Annotated in this window: 19 protein-coding genes and 2 riboswitches; all 19 genes read left to right on the forward strand. The window is 70.6% G+C overall.

Annotated elements, in window-relative coordinates; all coding sequences use genetic code 11:
• Window positions 1–75: 75 nt before the first annotated feature.
• The 19 genes from SAHL_RS13450 to SAHL_RS13540 all read left to right on the forward strand — a co-directional run bounded on the left by SAHL_RS13450 (window position 76) and on the right by SAHL_RS13540 (window position 16,987).
• Window positions 76–750 carry a JDVT-CTERM domain-containing protein gene (locus SAHL_RS13450; RefSeq protein WP_123591930.1) on the forward strand — a complete coding sequence of 225 codons (675 nt, stop codon included), beginning with the start codon at window positions 76–78 and terminating at the stop codon, window positions 748–750.
• A 53-nt stretch (window positions 751–803) separates the two neighbouring features.
• Window positions 804–1,175: a JDVT-CTERM system glutamic-type intramembrane protease MrtJ gene (gene mrtJ, locus SAHL_RS13455; RefSeq protein WP_184947693.1), complete on the forward strand. Its 372-nt coding sequence runs from the start codon at window positions 804–806 to the stop codon at window positions 1,173–1,175.
• A 46-nt stretch (window positions 1,176–1,221) separates the two neighbouring features.
• Window positions 1,222–1,770 (forward strand): UPF0149 family protein, encoded by a 549-nt coding sequence (locus SAHL_RS13460; protein WP_123591932.1) that lies wholly within the window; start codon window positions 1,222–1,224, stop codon window positions 1,768–1,770.
• Window positions 1,771–1,906: 136 nt separating this feature from the next.
• Complete coding sequence (locus SAHL_RS13465) at window positions 1,907–3,262, forward strand: aminopeptidase P N-terminal domain-containing protein (RefSeq protein ID WP_123591933.1); 1,356 nt, start codon at window positions 1,907–1,909, stop codon at window positions 3,260–3,262.
• Entirely contained in the window at window positions 3,259–4,500 is a 1,242-nt protein-coding gene (locus tag SAHL_RS13470; protein WP_123591934.1) for an FAD-dependent monooxygenase, read from the forward strand. The genes SAHL_RS13465 and SAHL_RS13470 overlap by 4 nt, the downstream gene beginning before the upstream one ends.
• Window positions 4,497–5,696, forward strand: a complete 1,200-nt coding sequence (locus SAHL_RS13475; protein WP_123591935.1) for a UbiH/UbiF/VisC/COQ6 family ubiquinone biosynthesis hydroxylase — start codon at window positions 4,497–4,499, stop codon at window positions 5,694–5,696. Before SAHL_RS13470 ends, SAHL_RS13475 begins: the two co-directional genes overlap by 4 nt.
• 59 nt (window positions 5,697–5,755) lie before the next feature.
• Window positions 5,756–5,846: riboswitch (glycine riboswitch) on the forward strand.
• Between the two features lie 13 nt (window positions 5,847–5,859).
• Window positions 5,860–5,941, forward strand: a riboswitch (glycine riboswitch).
• Between the two features lie 48 nt (window positions 5,942–5,989).
• Entirely contained in the window at window positions 5,990–7,102 is a 1,113-nt protein-coding gene (gcvT, locus tag SAHL_RS13480; protein ID WP_123591936.1) for a glycine cleavage system aminomethyltransferase GcvT, read from the forward strand.
• An 84-nt stretch (window positions 7,103–7,186) separates the two neighbouring features.
• On the forward strand, window positions 7,187–7,582 hold the full coding sequence (gene gcvH, locus SAHL_RS13485) for a glycine cleavage system protein GcvH (protein WP_123591937.1): 396 nt from the start codon (window positions 7,187–7,189) through the stop codon (window positions 7,580–7,582).
• A gap of 46 nt (window positions 7,583–7,628) precedes the next feature.
• The gene (gene gcvPA, locus SAHL_RS13490) at window positions 7,629–9,008 is read left to right on the forward strand and encodes an aminomethyl-transferring glycine dehydrogenase subunit GcvPA (protein WP_123591938.1); all 1,380 of its coding nucleotides are present in this window, start codon (window positions 7,629–7,631) and stop codon (window positions 9,006–9,008) included.
• 42 nt (window positions 9,009–9,050) lie between these two features.
• Window positions 9,051–9,557, forward strand: coding sequence for a thiol peroxidase (gene tpx / locus SAHL_RS13495; RefSeq protein ID WP_123591939.1), 507 nt, complete (start codon window positions 9,051–9,053; stop codon window positions 9,555–9,557).
• A gap of 65 nt (window positions 9,558–9,622) precedes the next feature.
• On the forward strand, window positions 9,623–11,107 hold the full coding sequence (gene gcvPB, locus SAHL_RS13500) for an aminomethyl-transferring glycine dehydrogenase subunit GcvPB (RefSeq protein WP_123591940.1): 1,485 nt from the start codon (window positions 9,623–9,625) through the stop codon (window positions 11,105–11,107).
• 57 nt (window positions 11,108–11,164) lie between these two features.
• Window positions 11,165–12,100, forward strand: a complete 936-nt coding sequence (locus tag SAHL_RS13505; RefSeq protein ID WP_123591941.1) for a carbohydrate kinase family protein — start codon at window positions 11,165–11,167, stop codon at window positions 12,098–12,100.
• Between the two features lie 46 nt (window positions 12,101–12,146).
• Complete coding sequence (locus SAHL_RS13510) at window positions 12,147–12,677, forward strand: GNAT family N-acetyltransferase (RefSeq protein WP_184947695.1); 531 nt, start codon at window positions 12,147–12,149, stop codon at window positions 12,675–12,677.
• Between the two features lie 78 nt (window positions 12,678–12,755).
• Entirely contained in the window at window positions 12,756–13,547 is a 792-nt protein-coding gene (gene lgt / locus SAHL_RS13515) for a prolipoprotein diacylglyceryl transferase (protein WP_123591943.1), read from the forward strand.
• Complete coding sequence (locus SAHL_RS13520) at window positions 13,544–14,350, forward strand: thymidylate synthase (RefSeq protein WP_123591944.1); 807 nt, start codon at window positions 13,544–13,546, stop codon at window positions 14,348–14,350. The genes lgt and SAHL_RS13520 overlap by 4 nt, the downstream gene beginning before the upstream one ends.
• 121 nt (window positions 14,351–14,471) lie before the next feature.
• The gene (locus tag SAHL_RS13525; protein ID WP_123591945.1) at window positions 14,472–14,990 is read left to right on the forward strand and encodes a dihydrofolate reductase; all 519 of its coding nucleotides are present in this window, start codon (window positions 14,472–14,474) and stop codon (window positions 14,988–14,990) included.
• Between the two features lie 33 nt (window positions 14,991–15,023).
• Window positions 15,024–15,290: an acyl-CoA-binding protein gene (locus tag SAHL_RS13530; protein WP_123591946.1), complete on the forward strand. Its 267-nt coding sequence runs from the start codon at window positions 15,024–15,026 to the stop codon at window positions 15,288–15,290.
• Window positions 15,291–15,473: 183 nt separating this feature from the next.
• Window positions 15,474–16,121 carry an HAD-IA family hydrolase gene (locus tag SAHL_RS13535; protein WP_184947698.1) on the forward strand — a complete coding sequence of 216 codons (648 nt, stop codon included), beginning with the start codon at window positions 15,474–15,476 and terminating at the stop codon, window positions 16,119–16,121.
• Complete coding sequence (locus SAHL_RS13540; protein WP_123591948.1) at window positions 16,118–16,987, forward strand: NAD-dependent protein deacetylase; 870 nt, start codon at window positions 16,118–16,120, stop codon at window positions 16,985–16,987. Before SAHL_RS13535 ends, SAHL_RS13540 begins: the two co-directional genes overlap by 4 nt.
• Window positions 16,988–17,282 lie beyond the last annotated feature (295 nt).

A 17,282-nucleotide genomic window follows, 5' to 3' on the forward strand; every position in this document is an offset into this window, starting at 1 on the left:
GCATGGCTGCCAAAGATCGAAAATATCCGTTAACCTTTTCTCAACCGTCCGCGGAAACGGGGTAGAACCCCCCTGGTGGCGCTGACCGACGGGCGCAGCGGCGACGCGGGCCAGTTCCCGCGCGTGGCCGACGGCCGGCGGCTGCCCGACATCTACACCCGCTTCGTCAAGGACCTGTCCGTGGCGGGTCAGCCGCGCTGGCCGCAGATGAGTGACGCCGAGCGTGCGGATTCGCTCGACAACGGCCCGGATCTGGTCTGGGCGGATGACGACACGGCCAACGGCGCCGCGTTTCTCGACTCCGGGCTCAACCAGGGCTACGTGCGGCTGCATGCGCCCTCGCCGGTGGTGGCCGGCAGCTCGATCGCCCACTGGGCGGATGCGCTGGCGCCCGATCAGCTCATGGAGCCGGTCCTCAGCGCTCGCGCCGAGGGCCGCAACGGCCTCGGCCTGGCCACCTGCGCGCTCGAGGCCATGGGCTGGACGCTGATCAACGGCGCGCGCTGTCCGGACTTCGACACGGCCGCGATCCTGGGCAGCGCCGACGAGTCAGTCGCCGCCGACACGGTCGAATCCGAGACCGCCGACACCGGCGGTGACGCCGACGATGACGACGGCGGCAGCAGCGGTGGCGGCTGCACGCTGGGGACGGACACGCGCTTCGACCCGGTCTGGGCGCTGCTGCTCGGATTGAGCGCCTGGGTGCTGGTCCGCCGGCGGTCGTCGCGGGCCGGCACGGGGACACGCTGAAGCGGCTGGCGACCGACCCGGCCTATCTCGCCGCGCTGGCCGCCGCGGTGCCGGTGCTCGCGCTGGCGGCGGCGCTCGGGCCCGGCGGCCTCGCGCTGCGCTGGCCGGCGCCGACGACCGCGCTGCTGGTCGTCGTGCTCGCACCGCTGCTCGAGGAGATCGTCTTTCGCGCCGGCGTTCAGGACGCACTGGCGGCGCGATCATCGGCCCGCCTCGGCCCGCTGACGTGGGCCAACGCGCTCACGGCCGCGGCCTTCGCCCTGTTTCATCTCGCCCGCCACCCCGTCGGCTGGGCGGCGGCGACGTGCGTGCCGGCGCTGGTGTTCGGCTATTTCTACGAACGCCACGGCCGCACGCTGGCCGCCCCGATCGGCCTGCATGCCGGTTACAACGCGGTCTGGCTGGTGCTGCTGGGGCCGGGCTGAGGCACCGCGGCTTTGCTATCATGCGGTTCCGTAAAAGAGGCGCGCCATGAGCCAGACCGATATCTTCGATGCCCTCCAGCACGGCCTGACCGAGGCCCGGTCCGTGCAGACCCCCGGTGAGGTGCACGGCACCCTCACGGGCATGCTCTGCGTGGACAACAAGGCCAGTCCGCCGCGCGCCGTGGACGACGTGGAGCAGTCCGAGATGCTCGATACCGCCCTGGGCGCGCTGCGGGAGATGACGCTGGAGGGGCTGTTCGACCCGGATCTGAGCTTCAAGCCGCTGCTGCCCGACGACGACGTCGCCCTCGAGCGGCGCGTGCAGGCGCTGGCGCGCTGGTGTGCGGGCTATCTCTACGGCCTGAGCCACGACGGCACGTTCGACCCCGAGCAGCTTTCCGCCGAGGTCCGGGAGGTCGTGCGCGATCTCACCCAGCTCTCGCGGGCCGGGCTGACCGCCGAGGACAGCGACGTCGAATCCGCCGAGGCCGACTACGCCGAGCTCGTGGAGTACGTGCGCGTCGGCGTGCAGATGGTCTTTCTCGAGCTGCAGCCGCCGCGCGAGGGCCCGACCGAACGCGAGTCTCTGCACTAGTGCCGGGGTGTGCCCCGGCGGCCGCGCGTCGTCGCGGCGCCGCCCGCAGCCGAGCAGCCCAAGGACGGACCGTGCCCATTTTCATGCCCGATCGATCATCGTTGACGTCGCCGACCGTCGCTGCGGGAGCGCCCGCATGAGGGATCAGACCCACCTGCAGCACGCCGACCCGCCGGACGAGCCCGCCCGCCGGCGCCGGGCGCTGGCCGAGGTGATCGGCGCCGACGGCATCGCGATCCTGGCCGCGACCCCGGAGCGCAAGCGCAACAACGACGTCGACTATCCCTATCGTCCCGACAGCGACTTCCGCTACGTCACCGGCTTTCCGGAGCCGGAGGCGATCGCCGTGATCGCGCCGGGCTTCGCCGAGGGCGAGTACCTGCTGTTCTGCCGCGAGCGCGATCCGGACGCCGAGATCTGGGTCGGCAAACGCGCCGGCCTCGACGGCGCCGTGGCGGACTACGGCGCCGACCGGGCGATCGCGGTCGGCGAATTCGACGCCTGGCTCGGCCGGCTGCTCGACGGCCGCGAGCGGCTGTATCTGTCGCTGGGCACGCACCCGTCGTTCGAGCGGCGCGTGCTCGAGGGCGTGGAACGGCTCAAGAGCCAGGGCCGGCGCGGCCGACCGCCGGCGCAGATCGTGGCCCTGGACCGGGTGCTGCACGAGATGCGCCTGCGCAAGTCCGAGGCCGAGATCGCGCTCATGCGCGAGGCCGCGCGCACCTCGGCCCGGGCCCACGTCGCCGCCATGCAGGCGGTTGCGCCCGGGGTGCGGGAATACCAGCTCGCCGCCGTGCTGCACTACGAGTTCGAGCTCGACGGCATGACCTGGGCCTATCCGAGCATCGTCGGCAGCGGCGCCAACGCCTGCGTGCTGCACTACATCGAGAACGCCGACGCCATCGCCGACGGCGCTCTGGTGCTGATCGACGCCGGCGCGGAGTATCGCGGCTACGCCGGCGACATCACGCGGACCTTTCCGGCCAACGGTCGTTTCTCCGAGGCCCAGCGCGCGCTCTACGAGGTCGTGCTGGCCGCCAACGGCGCGGCGATCGCCGCGGCTCGGCCCGGCGTGCCCGCCAATGCCCCGCACGCGGCGGCGCTGGAGGTGCTCGTCGACGGTCTGATCGAGCTCGGCCTGCTCGAGGGCAGCCGCGATGCGATCAAGGACGACGAGCGCTACCGGGCGTTCTTCATGCACGGCACCAGCCACTGGCTCGGCATGGACGTGCACGACGTCGGCGACTACAAGATCGACGGCGAATGGCGGCTGCTCGAGTCGGGCATGGCGCTGACCGTGGAGCCCGGCCTCTACGTGCCGCCCGGCAGCGAACAGGCGCCGGCGCGCTTCCACGGCACCGGCATCCGCATCGAGGACGACATCGTGATCACCGAAGACGGCTGCGAGGTGCTGACCGCTGACGTGCCCAAGGACGCCGATGCCATCGAGGCGCTGATGGCCGCTACGGGCGACCGGCGCGGACCGGCGTGAGCGCGGACCACGACATCACGGTGATCGGCGGCGGCCTGGCCGGCGCCAGCCTGGCCTGTGCGCTGGCCGACACCGGGCTGTCGATCGCGCTGGTCGAGGCGGTGCGCTTCGACACGCCTGCGGACGAGCCCACGGATGAGCCCAAGGTCGACAATATGCGGGCACGGACCACGGCCATTGCCTGGGGCACGCGGGCGCTGTTCGAGCAGCTCGGCCTGTGGTCGGCGATGAGCGCGGACGCCGCGCCCATCGAACGCCTGCACGTCTCCCAGCAGGGCGCGTTCGGCCGGGTGCGCGTGGATGCCGCCGACTACGACCTGCCGGCGCTGGGCTATGTGCTGCCCAACACCGCACTGATCGCCGCGCTGCGCGAGCGGCTCGCGGGTCTGGCGGGGGTCGAGATCATCGCGCCGGCGCGCTTCGAGGCGTTGCGCCAGGCTGACGGGGCCGTCGAGATCGACATCGCCCGGGACGACGGCGCCATGGAAACCCGCTCGACCCGGCTGGTCATCGGCGCCGACGGCGCGCGCTCGTCGGTGCGTCAGGCGCTGGGCATCGGCGCCCGCGTGGACGACTACGCCCAGCGCGCGCTGGTCACGGTGATCGAGCCCGAACGCGCCCACGGCGGCTGCGCCTTCGAGCGCTTCACCCCGGACGGGCCGGTGGCGCTGCTGCCGCGGACGCCGACGAGCTGTGCTGCGGTGTGGACGCTGCCGAGCGAGACCGCCGAACGCCGGGTCGCCGCGGACGAGGCCGATTTCACCGCCGCCCTGCAGGCCGCCTTCGGCCAGCGTCTGGGCCGGCTCGCGCTCGCCGGCCCGCGCGGCTCGTATCCGCTGGCCCGGGTGCTGGCCGATCGCGCCCGGGCCACGCGGGCGCTGCTCATCGGCAACGCCGGCCACGCGCTGCATCCGGCCGCCGCGCAGGGCTTCAACCTCGCGATCCGCGATGCGCTGGTGTTCGCGGCCATGCTGCGCGAGCGCCGCGCCGCCGATCCCGACTTCGACCCGGGCGACGCCGACCTGCTGGCCGCCTGGGCCGAGGCCCGGCGGCCCGATCAGCATCGCGTGGCCAACTTCACCGACGCCATCGTCCGGGTGTTCTCCAACCGGGTGCCGGGGCTGGGCGCGGCCCGCGCGGCCGGGCTGTTCGGGCTCTCGCTGGCGCCGGGCCTGCGCGACGACATGGCCCGGCGCAGCATGGGGCTGGCACTGGTGCCGGCCGGGGCGCGGCCATGAGTGCGCCGCGCTTCGACGTGGCCGTGGTCGGCGGCGGCATGGTCGGCGCAGTGCTCGCGGTGGCGCTGTCGCGGGCGGATTTCTCGGTGGCCCTGGTGGAGGCCGAGCGGCCGGCGCCCTTCGACGACGCCTCGGACTACGACCTGCGGCTGTCGGCGATCGCGCCGGGGCCGCGGCGGGTGCTCGACAATCTCGGCCTGTGGGCGCACGTCGAGGCGCGGCGCTGCTGCGCGTTCACCGGGATGAAGGTCTGGGACGCCGGCGGCGGGCCGGAGCTGTTTCTGGAGCACACCGCGGTGGGGCTGCCCGAGCTGGGCCATATCGTGGAGAACGCGCTGGTGGTGGACGCGGCCTGGCGCGCCCTCGACCGCGTCGAGCTGTTCTGTCCGGCGCGCATGGCGGGTCTTTCCCGCGACGCCGACTGCGCCCGGCTCGCGCTTGACGATGGCCGCGAGCTCACCGCCGCGCTGGTGGTCGGCGCGGAGGGCGCGAATTCGCCGGTGCGTGCGGCCGCGGGCATCCCGACGACGGGCTGGGGCTACGGTCAGCGCTGCACGGTGGGCGCGGTCACGCCGGCCCGCCACCATCGCCACATCGCCTGGCAGCGCTTCACCGAGACTGGCCCGGTCGCGTTTCTGCCGCTGGCCGACGGGCGCTGTTCGCTGGCCTGGCACGCCGACGACGCGCTGGCCGCGGAGCTGGCCGAACTCGACCACGACGCCTTCTGCGCGCGGCTGACCGAGGCCAGCGGCGGCGTGCTCGGCGAGATCGAGCGCATGGACAGCCGTGCCGCGTTTCCGCTGAAGCTGCTGCACGCCGAGCGCTACTGCGATCATCGCGTTGCCCTGGCTGGCGACGCCGCGCACGTGCTGCACCCGATGGCGGGGCAGGGGGTCAATCTCGGCCTGCTGGACGTGGCCGAACTGGTGGCCGCACTGGAGGCCGGACGCGCGGCCGGCCGGGACGCCGGCGACACGCGCTATCTGCGCCGCTATCAGCGCGCGCGGATGGCCGAGAACCTGATGATGATGGGCGCGACCGACGCCCTCAAGCGCGTCTATGGCAGCCCGAATCCGCTGGTCCGCCGGCTGCGCGAGATGGCCGTGGGCGTGGCCTCCAATCTGGCGCCGATCCGCCAGCTGATGATCCATCACGCGGTGGGCCTGTCCGGCGACGGTCCGCGGCTGCTGCGCTGAACGCCACGCCGGCCGCGCTTGGATTGGGGCGCCGGCCCCGGTATAGTCGGGCTTCGATCGCCAAGCGCGTGGGAGAGAACGGGTCCGGCCCGTCGCCGAAGGCGCAATTCCCGCCCGGAAACGCTCAGGCAGAAGGACCGCGCGCCCGTCCGGCTATCCGGACACGATCGACTCTGGAGAGCAGTCCCCGAGCGGGGGCTCACCGACGGGGCCAATCTCTCAGGTGAAAGGACAGAGGGGCGGCAGGACGAAAGTCAGGCCGCACCGTGGTCCAACCAACCGAAGAGGCCCGCATGGCAGATCGTACGCCGCTCCACGACGAACACGTGGCGCTCGACGCCCGGCTCGTCGATTTCGCCGGCTGGGACATGCCGATCGACTACGGCTCGCAGATCGCCGAACACAAGGCGGTGCGCGACAACGCCGGCATGTTCGATGTCTCGCACATGGCGGTCGCCGACATCACCGGCGACGACGCGCGCGAATTCCTGCGCCGGGTGATGGCCAACGACGTGGCCCGGATCGACGAGGTCGGCCGCGCCCTCTACACCTGCATGCTCAATACCCGCGGCGGCGTGATCGACGACCTGATCGTCTATCACCTGGCCGAGGGCCATTACCGCGCGGTGCTCAACGCCGCCACCACGAACAAGGATCTGGCCTGGCTGCACGGTCAGATCGGCACCTATCGCGTGGCGGTCGAGCACCGCAGCGACCTCGCGATCGTCGCCGTGCAGGGCCCGCGGGCCCGCGAGCTGACCACCAAGGTGCTGGACACGGGCCTGGCCGAGGCCGCCTTCCGGCTCAAGCCGTTCAGTGCGACCACCGAGGGCGACGTCTCCGTCGGCCGCACCGGCTACACCGGCGAGGACGGCTTCGAGATCGTGATGCCGGCCGGCGATGCGGCGGCGTTCTGGCGCGCCCTGAAGAGCACCGGCGTGGCGCCGGTGGGGCTGGGCGCGCGCGACACGCTGCGCCTGGAGGCCGGGCTCAATCTCTACGGCCAGGACATGGATGAGGACACCACGCCGCTGGAATCCGGCCTGGCCTGGACCGTGGCCTTCGAGCCCGCCGAGCGCGAATTCGTGGGCCGCGAGGCGCTGGAACATGCCCGCGCGGCGGGCGTGACCATGCAGCGCGTTGGGCTGGTGCTGGAAGGCCGGGGCGTGATGCGCCACGGCGCGAAGGTGCGCGCGGCGGGCTCGAACGTCGCCGCGGCGGATGCCGCCGGCGAGGTCACCAGCGGCAGCTATGCGCCGACGCTGTCGCGCTCGATCGGGCTCGCCCGGATTCCGAGCGACTGGGACGACGGCGTCGAGGTGGCGATCCGCGACAAGTGGCTGCCCGCGCGCCTCGTCACGCCGCCGTTCGTGCGCAACGGCAAGTCCCGCATCGACGACGCGTAGATCGACGACGACCGGCCGGGAGGCATCCGGCCGCATCCTTTTCCGCATCCAGGCTGCAGGCAAACAAACCGCAAGGGGAATCCGATGAGCGACGTACCGAAGGAACTGTCCTATACCAAGACCCACGAGTGGATCGGCAACGACGGCGACGGCACGATCACGGTCGGCATCACCGACCACGCCCAGGCTTCGCTCGGCGATCTGGTGTTCGTGGAGCTGCCGGAGGCCGGCAAGAAGGTCGGCGCCGGCGACGCGGTGGCCGTGGTGGAATCGGTCAAGGCCGCCTCCGACATCTACGCGCCCGTGGCCGGCGAGGTCGCCGAGGTCAACGAACAGCTCGAGGACGCGCCGGAGCTGGTCAACGAGGACCCGTTCGGCGAGGGCTGGCTGTTCAAGATGCAGGTCGACGACGCCGATGCGCTCGACACGCTGCTCGACGCCGACACGTACGAGGGCATCGTCGAGGACGAGGAGGACTGAGCCGGCCGTCCGCCGCCGTCCGCCTTTTTCCCAACCGCGAGGTTCCATGCCGTTCATCCCGCACACCGAAGCCGACGTCCACGACATGCTGGCGGTCATCGGCGCCGAGACCATCGATGACCTGTTCGACGAGATCGACCCGAGGCTGCGCAACGTCAGCCTGGACGCGATCCCGGAGGGCGCGAGCGAACAGGAGATCACCCGCCTGATGCGCGAGCGCGCCGGCCAGGACGAGGGCGGTCTGTGCTTCATCGGCGCCGGCGCCTACGAGCACCACATCCCGGCCGCCGTCTGGGAGATCACCACCCGCGGCGAGTTCTACAGCGCCTACACGCCGTATCAGCCGGAGGCCAGCCAGGGCACGCTGCAGGTCGTCTACGAATATCAGACGATGATGTGCGGGCTGACCGGCATGGACGTGTCCAACGCCTCGCTCTATGACGGCGCCTCGGCGCTGGCCGAGGCCGTGCTCATGGCCGTGCGGGCCAACCGCAAGTCGAAGTCGCGGCGCGTGCTGCTGCCGAAGTCGGTGCACCCGTTCTACCGCCAGGTCGCGCGCAACATCTGCGCGAATCAGGCGATCGACTTCGAGGTCGTGGACTTCGACGCCGAGCACGGCACGGTCGACCGGGCCGCGCTCGACCGCTGGGCCGGCGAGGACGTGACCGCGCTGGTCATCCCGCAGCCCAATTTTTTCGGCGCGCTCGAGGACGTCGATGCGCTCACCGACTGGGCGCATGACAACGGCGCGCTCGCCATCGGCGTGGTCAATCCGCTGTCGCTGGCGCTGCTCAAGGCGCCGGGGCGCTGGGGCGGCGGCGACGGGGCCGACATCGTCGTCGGTGAGGGCCAGCCGCTCGGCGCGCCGCTGGCCGGCGGCGGGCCGTACTTCGGGCTGCTGTGCTGCCGCAAGAAGCATGTCCGCCAGATGCCGGGCCGCGTGGTCGGCCGCGCCCTGGACGCCGACGGCTGCGACGGCTACGTGCTCACGCTGCAGCCGCGCGAGCAGCATATCCGTCGCTCCAAGGCGACTTCCAACATCTGCACCAACCAGGGCCTGCTGGTCACCGCGGCCACCATCCACATGAGCCTGCTCGGCCCCGAGGGGCTGCGGCGTACCGCGGCGACCTGTGCCGCCAACACGCGCGCGCTGGTCAAACGGCTGACCGCCATCGACGGCGTGAGCCGCGTCTTCGACGGCCCGTATTTCCACGAGACGGTGCTGCGCCTGCCGATGGCCGCGGACGCCGCGCTGGAAGCGCTCGCCGAGCGGGGCGTCTTCGGCGGCCTCGCGCTCGCCGACCACTACGACGGCCTGAACGATACCGTGCTGGTCTGCGCCACCGAGACCAAGACCGCCGGTGATCTCGACGCTTACGCCGAGGCCCTGGCGGCCGTGCTCGAAACCCATGCCGCGCCGGCCTGAACCGGCCCGCGGCGACCGAATCCAACCATACGAGGACCTGCCATGACCCAGAGCATCACGCTGCGCGGCACGCCGGCCAGCGTCGCGGGCGCGCTGCCGGCGCCCGGCGACCGGCTGCCCGACTTCACCCTGACCGGCACCGATCTCGGCGATCGTCATCTCGCCGATTTCGCCGGCCAGCGCAAGATCTTGAACATCTTTCCGAGCCTGGACACGCCCACCTGTGCGCTCTCGGTCAAGCGCTTCAACGCCGACGTCGAGGCGCTCGACAACGTCGCGTTGCTGCAGGTCTCGGCGGATCTGCCGTTCGCGCATTCGCGCTTCTGCAGCGCCGAGGGGCTGGCCAACGGCGTGACGCTGTCGATGATGCGCGACAAGTCGTTCGCCGAGGACTACGGCGTGCTCATGGCCGACGGGCCGATGGCCGGCCTGTGCGCGCGTGCGGTGGTCGTGGCCGATGCCGACGATCGCGTGCTCCACAGCGAGCTGGTCGGCGAGATCTCCGACGAGCCCGACTACGCGGCCGCGCTGGCCGCGCTCGCGGGCTAGCCGTCGCCGCCGATTCCTGTTTTTCCAGCGGCGGCGCGCGATGCGTCGCCGCAGCGAGGTAACGCATGACCGAGCAACTGATCTTCGAACGCGGTCAGCCGGGCCGCCGCGCCCACGCCCAGGCGCCGCGGCAGGCGCCGGCGGTGGACGACATCCCGGCTGCGCTGGCCCGCGACTCCGACATCGGGCTGCCGGAAGTCTCCGAGATGGACGTGGTACGCCACTACACCCGGCTGTCGCAGCTCAACTTCTCCATCGACACGCACTTCTACCCGCTGGGCTCGTGCACGATGAAGCACAATCCGCGGGCCTGTAACACGCTGGCCTCGCTGCCCGGTTTCCTCGATCGGCATCCGCTGGCGCCGGCCAGCCATGGCCAGGGTCAGATGCGCTGTCTCTACGAGCTCCAGGAGATCCTCACCGAGGTCACCGGCATGGACAAGTGTTCGCTCACGCCGATGGCCGGCGCCCAGGGCGAGTTCACCGGCGTGGCGATGATCAAGGCCTACCACGACCATCGCGGCGATCATCACCGCGACGAGATCCTGGTGCCCGACGCCGCCCACGGCACCAATCCGGCGACCGCCACCATGTGCGGCTGCCGCGTCATCGAGCTGCCCACCGACGCCGACGGCGATGTGGACATCGCCGCCCTGCGCGAGAAGGTCAGCGAGCGGACCGCCGGGATCATGCTCACGAACCCGTCGACGCTGGGCGTGTTCGAGCAGGACATCCTCGAAATCGCCGACATCGTCCACGGCGCGGGCGGGCTGCTCTACTACGACGGCGCCAATCTGAACGCCATTCTCGGCAAGATCCGCCCGGGCGACATGGGCTTCGACGTCATCCACATGAACCTGCACAAGACCTTCTCGACCCCGCACGGCGGCGGCGGACCGGGCTCCGGCGCGCTCGGCGTGGGCAGCCACCTGCGCAAGTTCATGCCGATTCCGACGATCGGCCGGCGCGGCGACGGCGCGGCGACGCGCTACTACTGGATGACGGAGGCCGATCTGCCGCACACCATCGGTCGCCTGTCGGCGTTCATGGGCAACACTGGCGTGCTGATGCGCGCCTATATCTACGCCCGTCTGCTCGGCCGCGACGGCATGACGCGGGTCGCCGAGTACGCCACGCTCAACTCCAACTATCTGATGGCGCGGCTCAAGGACGCCGGTTTCGAGGTGGCCTTTCCCGATCGGCGGGCCAGCCACGAGTTCATCGTCACGCTCAAGCGCGAGAAGTCGCAGTTCGGGGTGACGGCCGCGGATTTCGCCAAGCGGCTGCTCGACTACGGTTTCCACGCGCCGACGATCTATTTCCCGCTGCTCGTGCCGGAGTGCTTTCTCATCGAGCCGACGGAGACCGAATCGCGCGAGACGCTGGATGCCTTCGTCGAGGCCATGGTCGCGATCCGCGAGGAGGCCCGCGCCGATCCGGAGACGCTGCGTCAGGCGCCGACGAGCCTGCCCGCGCGCCGTTTCGACGAGGTCGCGGCGGCGAAGCGGCTCGATCTCGCGTACGATGCGGGTTCCTCGGCCGCCGCATGACGGGCCCGCGCGCGCGTTTCGCCGCGGCCGAGAATTTCATTTGATCAAGGAAGGTTTATGTCTGCTCTGATCTGCGGTTCTTTTGCCTACGACACCATCATGGTCTACACCGGGCACTTCAAGAACGAGATCCTGCCCGACCGGGTGCACATGCTCAACGTGTCGTTCCTGGTCCCGGAAATGCGCCGCGAGTTCGGCGGCTGCGCCGGCAACATCGCCTACTCGCTCAAGCTGCTCGGCGGCGACGGCGAGCCGATGGGCACCGTCGGCAAGGATTTCGACGATTACGCGGCCTGGATGGACAAGCACGGCATCAGCCGCGATCGGCTCAAGCAGATCGACGACGCCTACACCGCGCAGGCCTACATCACCACCGATCTGGACGACAACCAGATCACGGCCTTCCATCCGGGCGCGATGAACCACGCCCACGAACAGACCGTACCCGCGAACGCGGGCATCGATCTGGGTATCGTCTCGCCCGACGGCAAGGACGGCATGGTCGCCCACGCGGAGCAGTTCGCCGAGGCCGGCATCGACTTCATCTTCGACCCGGGCCAGGGCCTGCCGATGTTCAACGGCGACGAGTTGAACCGCTTCATCGATCAGGCCAGCTATCTCACGGTCAACGACTACGAGGCCAGCCTCATCACCGACCGCACCGGCCTGACGCACGAGCAGATGGCCGAGCGGCTCAAGGCGCTGATCGTGACCCGCGGCGGCGAGGGCTCGCTGATCTACACCGGCGGTCGCAAGATCGAGGTGCCGGCGGCCCAGGCCACCGCGCTGGCGGACCCGACCGGCTGCGGCGACGCCTACCGCGCCGGGCTGATCTACGGCCTGCAGCAGGGCATGGACTGGGAGACCATCGGTCGTGTCGCCTCATTGGCCGGCACCATCAAGATCGAGCGTCCCGGCACGCAGAACCACCACTTCACGCTGGATTCGTTCAAGGAGCGCTACAAGCACGAATTCGGCCAGGACATGGTGTAGCCGACCGCCCCATGTCGTGCGGTGTCCGGGTGGCTGCATGATCGTCATGCCACGCACGCTGGATACCGCACGGCTGCACCTGCGCCCGCCGGTCGCCGCCGACGCCCCTGCGGTGTTCGACTACGCCGGCGATGCGCGGGTCACCCGTTTTCTGGACTGGGCCACCCACCTCGATCTCGATGACAGCCGCGGCTTCATCGACGACGTGCACTGGGGCTGGGAATCCGGCGACGATTTCTGCTGGGTGCTGATCGATCGCGCCTCGGATGCGCTCGTCGGTACGGTCGGATGTCAGTTCGACGCCCACGGCGCCCAGTTCGGTTATGTCCTCGCCCACGACGCCTGGGGCCGGGGGCTGGCCACCGAGGCCATGGCCGCGGTGTTCGATGCCGCCCGCGATATCGACGACGTCGCCCGCTTCTGGGCCACCTGTGACGTCGACAACCGCGCTTCGGCGCGCGTGCTGGAGAAACTCGGCATGCGCGAGGAGGGCGTGCTGAGGCGCTGGTCGGAACGTCCGAATCATCCCGGCGCGAGCGGGCCGCGCGATGTCCGCGTATTCGCCTGGGTGCGCTGACGCCCGGCCGGCGCGGATGGCCCGGGCGTGTCGCGGCACATGCCCGATGGCCGGCGACGGCTGCTAAACTCCGCAGCCATGTTCGTACACCCCTCCATCGATCCGGTGGCGGTCTCGCTGGGACCGCTGGACGTGCACTGGTATGGCCTGATGTACCTGCTGAGCTTTCTGCTCGGCTGGGGCCTGGGCATCGTGCGCACGACGCAGGCGCATGTGCACTGGTCGCGCGAGGAGGTCGGCGATCTGCTGTTCTATGTCGTGCTCGGCGTCGTCATCGGTGGGCGCGTGGGCTATATGCTCTTCTATCAGCCCGGCCTGCTGCTCGACAATCCGCTGCAGCTGTTCTACATCTGGCAGGGCGGAATGTCCTTCCACGGCGGCATGCTGGGGGTGTTCGCGGCCGCGGCCTGGTTCGCGCGGCATACCCGACGCGGTTTCTTCGACATCACCGACTTCGTCGCGCCGATCGTGCCGGTGGGGCTGTTCTTCGGCCGTATCGCCAACTTCATCAACGGCGAGCTGATCGGGCGCGTGACCGATGTGCCCTGGGCGATGGTCTACCCGCATGTGGACATGGCCCCGCGCCATCCCTCGGAGCTCTACGAAGCCGGGCTCGAGGGGCTGCTGTTGTTCGCCGTGCTCTGGCTGTTCGCCCGCCGTCCGCGGCCGCGCATGGCCGTCTCCGGGCTGTTCCTGCTGGGCTACGGCTGTCTGCGTTTCTTCGCCGAGTTCTTCCGCAAACCGGATGATTTCCTCGGCTTCGTGGCCTTCGACTGGATGACGATGGGTCAGATCCTGTGTGTGCCGATGATCGTGGGCGGCGTGCTCCTGCTGGGCCTGGCCTATCGCCGCGGGCGGGCCGCGGCATGAGTGCGCTGGAGCAGCCGTATCTGGAGCTGATGCGCGAGGTGCGCGATCACGGCACCCGCAAGGCCGATCGCACCGGTACCGGCACGGTCTCGGTGTTCGGCCGGCAGATGCGCTTCGACCTGCGGCGCGGATTTCCGGCGCTCACGACCAAGAAGCTGCACCTGCGCTCGATCATTCACGAGCTGCTGTGGTTCATCGCCGGCGACACCAACATCGGGTATCTCAAGGACAACCGCGTGTCGATCTGGGACGAGTGGGCCGACGCCAACGGCGATCTCGGGCCGGTCTACGGCTATCAGTGGCGCAGCTGGCCGGCGCCCGACGGCGCCAGCGTGGACCAGCTCGCGCGGGTGATCGACTCGATCAGGCTCAATCCCGACTCGCGCCGGCACGTGGTCACCGCCTGGAATCCGGCCCAGGTCGACGACATGGCGCTGCCGCCCTGCCATCTGCTGTTCCAGTTCTACGTGGCGGACGGTCGCCTGTCCTGCCAGCTCTACCAGCGCAGTGCGGATATCTTTCTCGGGGTGCCGTTCAACATCGCCTCCTATGCGCTGCTCACGCACATGGTCGCGCAGGTCTGCGACCTCGAGGTGGGCGATTTCGTGCACACGCTGGGCGATGCCCATCTGTATCTGAATCACCTGGAACAGGCCGACACCCAGCTCGCGCGCGAGCCGCTGGCCGCGCCCTCGCTCTGGCTCAACCCGGCGGTGGACGACCTGTTCGCCTTCACCTTCGACGACATCCGCTTGGTGAACTACGAAAGCCACGCCGCGATCCGCGCGCCGGTGGCGGTCTAACCGGCGCACGGAATCATCGGGCGGCGCGGGGAGCCGACACTGGGGCGCGCATGTCGCGCACGGACTGGACGCGAACCGGCCGGCCTTCGACAATAGCCGGCCGCCTGCAGACCCCGAACGCATGTCATCCTCCGAAGCCGCCGCCCCCGAACTCACTCTGATCGTGGCCATGGACACCGCCGGCGTGATCGGCGCCGAGGGGGGCATGCCCTGGCATATCCCCGACGATCTGCGCTGGTTCAAGGCGCAAACGCGCGGCAAGCCGATCCTGATGGGCCGGCGCACGTTTGACTCCATCGGCCGGGCGCTGCCCCAGCGGCGCAATCTCGTGCTCACCCGGGATCCCGGGTTCGCCGCGCCCGGCTGCGAACGCGTGGCCGATCTGGACGAAGCGATCGCCGCGGCCCGCGCGGACGGCGCCGCGGAGCTGATGGTCATCGGCGGCGCCCAGGTCTACGCGCTCGCGCTGGCGCGGGCCCATCGTCTGCTGGTGACGCGCATCGACGGCCACTACGCCGGTGACACGCACTTTCCCGCGGTCGACTGGTCGGCCTGGCGGCTGGTCGAGACGCAGTCGGTGGCTGCCGCCGGCGAGGTGCCCGCCCACCGTTTCATGACATGGGTGCGGGCCGCGGCTTAAACTGGAGCGGTTACTCACTGCCCCGGAGCACCCATGGCGGACCTGAAGGCCGATTTCGAGCAGGCGCAGGAAGACGTGCAGAAGCTGTCGTCGCGCCCGAGCAACGACGATCTACTCGCCCTCTACGCGCACTACAAGCAGGCCACGGTCGGCGACGTGGAAGGCAAGCGTCCGGGGTTCACCGATCTCAAGGGCCGCGCCAAGTACGACGCCTGGGCCAAGCTCGCCGGGACCAAGGCCGATACCGCCATGCGCGGTTACATCGAGAAGGTCAACTCCTTGCTCGACGCCGACAGCTGAGCCTCGGGCCCGCCGCATGTCGCCGGCCGGGCGCGATACGCTGGGATGCGTAGCCGTGGCCGCCGGATCACGGGCCGGGTCGGCGGCATGCGATCCGTTGATCGCCGCCGCTCCGGTCGGTCTGCCTTGGCCGGGCATGGCGAACGCATCCCGACCACCGCCGTCGACGTAGAGTCCCGCGCAATGACCGATTCCATCGACTGGCTGGTATTCGATCTCGGCGGCGTGCTGGTGGACGTGGCGCCGCCGGCGGATACGCTGACCGACCTTGCCGCGCGCAGCGACACGGCCGTCGAGCGGCTCGCGCCGCTGCTGCGCGAGCGTTTCAAGGCGCGCCCGTTCTCGCTCGCCGAACGCTTTCAGGTGGGCGAACTCAACGCGCGCGCCTTCCACGCCGCGCTCAACCGCGAACTGACGACGCCGCTGGACTTCGACACGCTGACCGCGGCGCTCGAACGCATGCTCCGCGGCGAAAAGACCGACACTGCGGCGCTCGTGGCCCGGCTGGGCCGTTGCCATCGCCTGGCCTGCTACAGCAACACCAACGCCGTTCACTGGCGTTGTATCGCGCGTGAGTTCGGTTTTTTCGCGCACCTCGATCGCGCCTTCGCGTCGCAGGAGGTCGGCTACGCCAAGCCCGATCCCCGGGGCTTCGCCGCGGTGGCCGCCGCACTGGGCGCGGCGCCGGGCGCATGCCTGCTCATCGACGACCGCCGGATCAACGTCGAGGGCGCCCGCGCGGCGGGTTGGCAGGCGCTGGTCTTCCACGACGCGACTGCGCTCGAGGCCGATCTCGCGGCCCTGGGCGTGAGCGCGCCGGCCGCGGCATGACGCTGCCGCGGGAGATCGCCGGGGACTCGCCCGCGCGTGCCGATCACATCGCCCGGCTGCGCGATTTCATCGCCGCGCATCGGCGGCTGTTCGTGCTCACCGGTGCGGGTATCAGCACGGCCTCGGGTATCCCGGACTATCGCGATCGCGACGGCGGCTGGAAGGGGGCGGCGCCGATCCAGCATCAGGCGTTCATCACGCATCTGGCCAAGCGGCGGCGCTACTGGGCCCGCAGCATGGCGGGCTGGCCGCCGGTCGCCCGCGCCCGCCCCAACGCCGCACACCGGGCGCTGGCGCGGTTGGGACGGGCGGGGCGCGTGCGCCTGCTGGTCACGCAGAACGTGGACGGCCTGCACCAGGCGGCCGGCAGCCGCGCGGTGATCGATCTGCACGGCCGTCTCGATCGCGTGGTCTGCCTGGACTGCGACAGCCGGCTGTCGCGCCACCGCGTTCAGGAGATGTTGATCGAAGCCAACCGGGACTGGCTGCATGATGCCGGCGTCATCCGGCCGGACGGTGACATCGAACTGGGCGACGTCGATTACGACGCGTTCCGGGTGCCGGCCTGTCCGGCGTGCCGCGGCATTCTCAAGCCCGACGTCGTCTTCTTCGGCGGCGCGGTGCCCAAAAAACGGGTGACCCGGGCCTGGAACGCGCTCGCGCGCTCGGACGCCGTGCTCGTGGCCGGCTCCTCGCTCATGGTCTGGTCCGGCTATCGCTTCGTGCGCGAGGCCGCGGCCCGCGGCCTGCCGATTCTGGCGATCAACCGCGGCCGCACCCGTGCGGACGATCTGATCACCCACAAGCTCGACGACGACTGCGCGGCGCTGCTCGACGCGGCGATCGCGGAGGCCGACGGCGGCTGACGACGAGGCGCGCTGCCGGCGGGGTCGATCACGGCTCGTGTGGCCGGCGGGATGACGTGTGTCGGTATCGCTCCGAAGGCAGGCGGGCTGTGATCGGCTTCGCAGGGAGCGGCGGATTCGTGCCGGTCAGGGCTCGGGCAGGCGGGCGAGGCGATGGCTGAAAACCGCAGTGCCGTCGCTCGGCGCGCTCGCAGCGTGACGGCCGTCGCCACACCGACGGCGGCCAAGCGATGGCCTGCGCGTCCATGTCGGCGCGCGGTCCCGATCCCGCCGGCGGCGGCCCGCCCCCGGGGGG

The sequence above is a fragment of the Salinisphaera orenii subsp. halophila YIM 95161 genome (assembly GCF_003732545.1).
In the GTDB taxonomy this organism is placed as follows: Bacteria; Pseudomonadota; Gammaproteobacteria; order Nevskiales; family Salinisphaeraceae; genus Salinisphaera; species Salinisphaera orenii_A.